General features: G+C 44.2%; 1 protein-coding gene. It reads right to left on the minus strand.

Annotated features, from left to right (window positions below; genetic code table 11):
* On the minus strand, positions 1-1,238 hold a 1,238-nt coding region (locus FLACHUCJ7_RS00095), incomplete at both ends, for a Calx-beta domain-containing protein (protein ID WP_180907450.1).

Raw genomic sequence — 1,238 nt, forward strand, 5'->3', positions numbered from 1 at the left:
CTTACCACTGTAGCGGTAGTCGTAGCCGTGCTCAGCGTAGCGGTGATTGTAGCGGTTCCAGCTGCGTTCTCGGCGATTGAAGCTGTTCCGCTCAGGGTTACTGTTGGTACACCATTGTTATCTGTGATGGTTCCTGTTCCATTAGCAGTTGAATTAGTTGTATTTCCACTAGTTACAGTAGCTGCAATAGTAAAAGTCTCACTTGGTTCACTGATTGCATCAACTGTTGTTGGAACATTTACTGTTATATTTGTACTTCCGGCTGGAATTGTTACAGTAGTATTGACAGTAGTATAATCTAATGCCCCTGCAGTACCATTTGATGTAGCTATTGTCATTTCAACATCATTACAAGTGGGAGTGCTCAAATCTATATTAAAAACTGCATCAGTCCCTTCTGATGCACTAGCATTTGAAATACTAAAAGAAGGAAATGGACTTACTGTGATAGTAGCTGCTGCTGAATTCAAAGCGGAACACGATCCACTTTGTACTAATACTCTGTAAGAGGTAGTAGCCGTTAAGTTATTTGCCGTTAATGTATTGGTCGTATTCGCAATTGTTGTTGCTGTTGTAGCAAAATTATCTAATGATGATTCCCACCTTATTACACTACCTGTATGTCCGGATAATGTCAATACAGTATTGTTTGTTCCTGTACAAACAGTCGTGCTTCCTGCAATACTTCCGCCAATAGAATTCGGATTCACCGTAAAAGTAACATCTGAAGTGGTAGCCCCGCATGATCCGTTGGCGGCAACTGTATAACGAACCGTTACCGGAGTATCGGCTGCTACGTCTGCCGGGGTATAAGTTGTGCCGGAAATACTTCCGCCTCCTGAAACTACTGACCAGCTTCCGCCTGCCGGTGTTGCCGATAAGGCTTTGGTGGTATTCTCACAAATTGCTGTTGTTGTGGTAGTATTATTGGCTGTGCCTGCAAATACATTCACAGTAAATGTTACATCTGAAGTGGTAGCCGCACATGAACCGTTGGCGGCAACTGTATAACGAATTGTTACTGATGTATCGGCTGCCACGTCTGCCGGAGTATAAGTCGTACCTGAAATGCTTCCGCCTCCTGAAACTACTGACCAGCTTCCTCCTGCCGGTGTTGCGGACAAGGCTTTGGTGGTATTCTCACAAATTGCTGTTGTTGAAGTGGTATTGCTGGCTGTGCCTGCAAATACATTCACAGTAAAAGTAACATCTGAAGTGGTAGCCCCGCATGATCCGTT

It is taken from the genome of Flavobacterium salmonis, from assembly GCF_903819435.1.
GTDB lineage: Bacteria > Bacteroidota > Bacteroidia > Flavobacteriales > Flavobacteriaceae > Flavobacterium > Flavobacterium chungangense.